Annotated in this window: 3 protein-coding genes, 1 pseudogene and 1 riboswitch; of the genes and pseudogenes, 1 reads left to right on the top strand and 3 read right to left on the bottom strand. The window is 60.3% G+C overall.

The annotated features are described in order from the left end of the window. From Q362_RS21585 to Q362_RS22550, 3 genes are all read right to left on the bottom strand, one after another. Positions 1 to 1,259 (bottom strand): hypothetical protein (locus tag Q362_RS21585; protein WP_035217139.1); only part of this gene is annotated, 1,259 nt, incomplete at its 3' end. A 71-nt stretch (positions 1,260 to 1,330) separates the two neighbouring features. Further along, positions 1,331 to 2,773 (bottom strand): metallophosphoesterase family protein, encoded by a 1,443-nt coding sequence (locus tag Q362_RS0117355; protein WP_028319657.1) that lies wholly within the window; start codon positions 2,771 to 2,773, stop codon positions 1,331 to 1,333. After that, the gene (locus Q362_RS22550; protein WP_051554467.1) at positions 2,770 to 4,287 is read right to left on the bottom strand and encodes a carbon-nitrogen hydrolase family protein; all 1,518 of its coding nucleotides are present in this window, start codon (positions 4,285 to 4,287) and stop codon (positions 2,770 to 2,772) included. The genes Q362_RS0117355 and Q362_RS22550 overlap by 4 nt, the downstream gene beginning before the upstream one ends. Before the next feature lie 309 nt (positions 4,288 to 4,596). Next, a riboswitch (cobalamin riboswitch) is annotated at positions 4,597 to 4,777 on the bottom strand. A 289-nt stretch (positions 4,778 to 5,066) separates the two neighbouring features. On the opposite strand from Q362_RS22550, the pseudogene Q362_RS24365 reads away from it, so the two are divergent. Continuing rightward, positions 5,067 to 5,294 (top strand): annotated as a pseudogene (locus Q362_RS24365) (ISL3 family transposase); the annotation flags it as partial.

Genomic DNA, 5,294 nt, shown 5'->3' on the forward strand with positions numbered 1-5,294 from the left:
AATCGGGGGGTGACACCGGGATTCCAGTAATCAGCGGCAGATCCTACATCGCCGGCACAGGAGCCGTTGGTTTCGTAATAGGTGGGGTTCCACATCACCGCCAGGCCACGGCCCCAATCGCCAGCCAGGATGCCGGTGGCAGAGTCGTCCTGGCAGGGGTCGGGCGCGAAATACTTGTATTCGCTGGTGTCGCCCCTGTTACCGTCGGTCACCGGCGTGGTGCGGGCACCAGTGGCGATGGCATTGACGATGCCGGCTTTGATCAGAGCGGCATAGCCTCGCTCGGGAGGCCCGCCGACTCCGAAGGCATCGGCGCCGCCGATATGGAAGTTACCCTCGGCATCCTCGCCCAGGTAGGCCGCACTCAGGATGTTGGCAGCCACTATCCGGGTGTTGCCCTCATAGGCGAGCGAAGAGCCGTTGACCGGGTCCCAGCCGCCAGCGGGCCAGACCTTGACCTCGCCCGTCCGGTTGGGGGAGGTCAGGTAGCCGATGCCGGTCAGCAGGTTGCCGCTCTTGTCCACGTCCACGTCCGAGGAGGCACCGGGAATGCCTATAATCAAAGGGACCCCCACGTGGGTGGCCGGATTGGCCACCTCGGTGTCCACCGCGCCCACCCCGCTGGCAAAGCTGCAGTAGGGATTGCTGTCATAGGGAGGTTCGCAATCGCTGGGCCATTGACCGCCGTTGACCACGAAATACCGGTTGGCATCGATACCGTCCCCCTCCTCCACCCAGTCGCCGTCATAGTAATTGATCAGGGGAAACTGCTTGACCGCGGCGTGCGTCGTCAAATCAGGCGGGGCGGTCGCACTGAGGACCGTGGTCGGGATGATCAACAGAGGAGCCACATACCCAACACCCAAGGCGATCCTACTGCCATCCGGCGACACGTGGATAAAGCTCGGATCCATGGTATACGGGACCGTGGCCACCACATCCCACTTGCTCGAACCGTAGGTCCGCTGCAGATAAATCTCCCGTCCCGTGGCGGCAATCATCCGCCCCTCGGCCTCGAATCTGCCGTCGATCATGGCCGTGGTGCCGCTGGGAAAATAATCCACCGCCGTGAACCAACTCATCCATTCCCCGTTTGGACCGCCGGCCATGGGCAGATTCACCACCGCCGTCGAACCCGCCGATGTCTTGTAGTCACTGAAATCATCCGCTGCGGCCGAAGAAACGAACAAACAAAGAAGTATGCCCGCCAGGCCGGGCAGCCATCCGATGCCGGTCCGTTTTCCTTGCCACTGCTTCATGGTGTACCCTCCTGCGTGTTTTTGCGTAACCAACGGCCTGAAACGGTTGTGTCCCGTCTGGATTTTCCCCCTTATCCGGACGGAGCGGCGCACTGCGCCAACGGTGCGGACTCCAGATCCCTGAAGACCGACAGCTCCCCCTGTTCCCCTTGAAACCGCAGGGTAACCCGGAAGCGCACCCGATCGCCGGGCCGCGGCCGGTGCTGCGCCGCCGGAACGACGGACGCAGACCAGAACGCCTGCCGCGCGGCACCCGGAATAGCGGCGGTGCGCAGAGCGTCCGGGCCGGGACAGATGGGAAAACAGAAACTGGCGGTGGATACATTGGAAACGGCCATGCCTTTGCCCGGCGGCAGCGTGCAGCGGCCTGCGGAACTCTTTCCCGTGCACAGGCCGTCTTCGAAACGAGGGGCCGCAAACGCGAAGGGCCCCGGAGCGAGGTCGATTTCGACCCGGACCGGAAGATCGATGGGGTTCCCCAGGGCAGGCAGGACCATCTCGGCGGACGTGCCCGTGGCGCAATCGCCGACCGGACGGCTGTCTTTGAGATACACGCGGTGCCGTTCGGCAAAGCCGTGCAACGTGCCGAGGGTGTAGTCCAGGGCCTGGATGCGGTCCGCATCGGCCCGCGGGGTGAACCGGATCTCCCGGCCGGATTCGGCGTCGAGGAGTCTGCACCGAAGCGTTCCACCCTCCAGATCGAGAACGGCCACCTGATGCATGCCGCCGGCATCGGCCGAGGCGGTCTTGACCGAGGCCCCGGTCGCGCCGATCACCAGGTAGCGGATGCCATCCACGACGCCGTCGTCCTGATCATAGTGGAAATGACCGGCCAGGACGGCCAGAACCCCGTGCTCCCGGAGCACGCGGTGGACGGGCAGCCAGCCCGCCATGTTGTACCACAGCGGCTGATGCATGAAGACGATGGTTCCGGCAGCATGCCGGTGCCGTTCGAGATCTGTTTTCAGCCAGGCGAGCTGTTCGGCCGATATGCGGGCGAGGAAGACATTGCCCCAGCGCGGGTCGGTGTGCAGGTGTTCCATGGCGTTCAGGGCCACGAAATGGTAGCCGCCGTGATTGAAGCTGTAGTACAGGCGGTTGGCGGCGGGCGGCACAACCGGGCCGAGAAGTTCGCGGAACAATTGCTCCCTGGAACGATCGGCGGAATCGGCGACCCAGTCGCCGGGGTTGACGTCGTGATCGCCGGGGGTGATGTACCACGGCCGGTGCAGGGAGGAGAGGATGGCGGCCGCCTTGCTGAAATCTTCCCGGATTTCCTCTTCCCTGCGCGTGCTTTCCAGCAGATCGCCGACGTGCAGGACGAGATCGACCCTTTCTTTGCCGAGGGTTTCGACACCCCTGGCCAGGATGCGGTACGATCGGGCAAGGTCCGTCGTCCCCGTCTGATCGCCGACGACCCCGACCCTGATGCCGCCCGCCGGCAGCGTTCCGGGAAACCAGACGACAAGAACGAAGACCGGCGCGACGATGAGGTGAAGGAATTGTCTGGTCATGCGTTGTAGGTGGCGAAGAGCGTTTCATAGTCGAGCCTGTCCTGAAAATGCTTCCTCCTGGTTCTGTGGGTATCGAGGACGTAGCAGCACGCCTGCCCCGGCTCCGCCAGCGTCTCTTCCCACCGCTGGTCCTTTTCTGGCGTCATCCATATGCCGCCCCCGGTGGACGTGCAGACCGCGGTCGCGACGTTGTCGATGGTACGGACCGCCGAAAGGAGCCGGTTTTCCGGAGAGAAGGAATGCTCGCTGATGACGACCAGATCGCACCCCTGCTTGGCCGCGGCCAAGACATGTTCGGGGTGGACAAGGATTCTGAAGGTGGCGATCAGGATGCGCGCCGGACCGCAATCCAGGGAAATCATCTGCGGTGCGGCGGAGTTCTGGCTGGTATCGACCTCCCATTGCTGCGGCTGGCGCGCCCCGTCGAAATAATGGAAGGCAAAACCGTGTTCAATGGTGCGCCGGACGACGGCTTTCTGCCCGCTCGTGCCGCACAGGACCCGCAGTTTGTCGAGTGAAACATCGCTGTACTTCCAGGCGGGCAGCACATGCAGCGTATCGGACGTGGTGTCCGGATGCAGAAAATCGTCTTGCGCCCGGATGAGCGGATCCTCGTTTTCCCGCGGGACGGAACAGACCAGATGCAATCGACCGGCGGGCGGAAGGTGGAGATAGGAGGTCAGATTCGGAATGGTCGCCAGGCTCAGGTAACAGGCATGGGAATCGAAGGAGTTGCGATTGACGAGACACCGGAGCCTCTGCCCGGCCTTGAACCTGTATTCGGAATTCAAGGGGAGATGGGCCTGGAATACTCTCGCCTTTTGATGGCTCTGGCCCAGAAAAGTTTTCCCTTGGCTGTCGAACGCCACGGATGGAGCCTGCGAATAGTCCGTGACCATGTCCATTCCCGTGCGATTGCACGCGATGAGCGACATGCCGTTTTCCAGGGCCCTCGCCCGCCAGACATCTTTGGGGTTTATGCCTGTCGGGGCCCAGTTTGCCGGAACCATGAGCAGGTTGGCGCCCCGCAATCCTGTAATGCGGGGCAGCAGGCTCTCGTACGTGTCGGAACCGATCAGGACCCCGATTCGTCCCCAAGGCGTATCGAACGTGTTGTTTTCCTTGGGATCGCCGGGACAGGCCCATCTGTTCTCGGGGTTGATCTTCCGGCAACGGCAGACAACGGTTCCTGCGGGATCGAGGACAAAGGCACTGTTATAGAAGATGCCGGTACCGGGATCGTGTTCGGCAAGTCCGATACATGCATACAGCCCGTAGTGGCGTGTTATGGTGGCGAGTTCGGTGAGCGTGGGGCCGTTTCCCGTCTCGACGTACGGGGCAATATCGTGACGGTTGCAGAAAAAATTGCCCGAAAGAGCGAGTTCCGGGGCAATCACCAGGCTCGCTTTTTTCTCTCCTGCCTGGCGGAATGCGGCCAGTATGTTTTCCCGATTTGCTTCCGGACATTTATGATGAATGACCGCATGAATCAGTGCCATCTTCAGGAAAGGCATGATGTTCCCGTTTCTCAATGGTTAATTGCTGGTGCAAAGAAAAAGATGGTCTGTTCGCCCAGAAGGATCCTGACAAACCATCATACCCAAGCAGACGCGGGAACGGGTCCGAACCAGTGAAATCGAGCAGTTATTCCATATTTCGGTTCTTGGGCAGCGAGAGCCCGAGAGGAATGGAAATGCTCAATGCGGAAAAGCCAAAAGGCGTTTGGCAGGAGATAAAAAAAATCCCGGATCGAAAAGATCGATCCGGGATAGCCCTTTTTTATCCACAGAAAGAATGCATCAGGAACGCCGCCGTCCACGCAGTCGTTTTATAATGTCCAGGCAGGTCTTCTGACTCCCGGATCGTCCTCCGGCTGCGCCTTCCCAACCATGCGGTCAGTGACATCATGCAGCCTTTGTCCCCGGATACAGCGGCGGGCCCGTCCCCGATTCTCACGGGGTTCCCTATCAAGTTCTTGCGAACGCCTGAACTGAATCTTTTAAAAATCGAAGCACCGAAAAAGTCAATATATTTGTCGCACATTTGTTACACAACGGTGCTTTTTATCCCCTTGACCATGTACGGCAAAAAAAATCGGCAGTACCGAATTGACCGACGGGCAGCGATGGCAATGTTCATGCTGTGCCGAGACCGGCCAAGGCATCCAAACGATGTCTTGTCTTTTATGGTTCATCCGGCAAATGCGTACCCGACTGCGGAATGAGTGGCGAAGTGACATGGCATGAGAGATGTTGTCTGGTGACCAAACCCGACAACAAAAGGAGTCTCAGCCATGTCACAAACACTTTTATACCATGCTTTTGGCATCAAGGGCGTCACCTATCGCAACACCCAACTTCTTGGCAATGCGCTCATCTTCTCTGTTGAAACGACCAGCCGCCATGTTGTCTGTCCAACCTGCGGGTATCGGTATTGCCATTTCAAAGGGAGGAACACCCGATGGCTCCGGATGCCGCCGATCGGTCGGAAGCAGGCTGTGTTACGGGTAAGGGTCCACCGG

The organism is Desulfobulbus elongatus DSM 2908, assembly GCF_000621145.1.
Lineage (GTDB): Bacteria > Desulfobacterota > Desulfobulbia > Desulfobulbales > Desulfobulbaceae > Desulfobulbus > Desulfobulbus elongatus.

What these genes read in the sequence shown, in the direction of transcription:
- Q362_RS0117355 (WP_028319657.1), bottom strand. Translation starts at nt 2,773, where the DNA reads ATGACCAGACAATTCCTTCACCTCATCGTCGCGCCGGTCTTCGTTCTT.
- Q362_RS22550 (WP_051554467.1), bottom strand. Translation starts at nt 4,287, where the DNA reads ATGCCTTTCCTGAAGATGGCACTGATTCATGCGGTCATTCATCATAAA.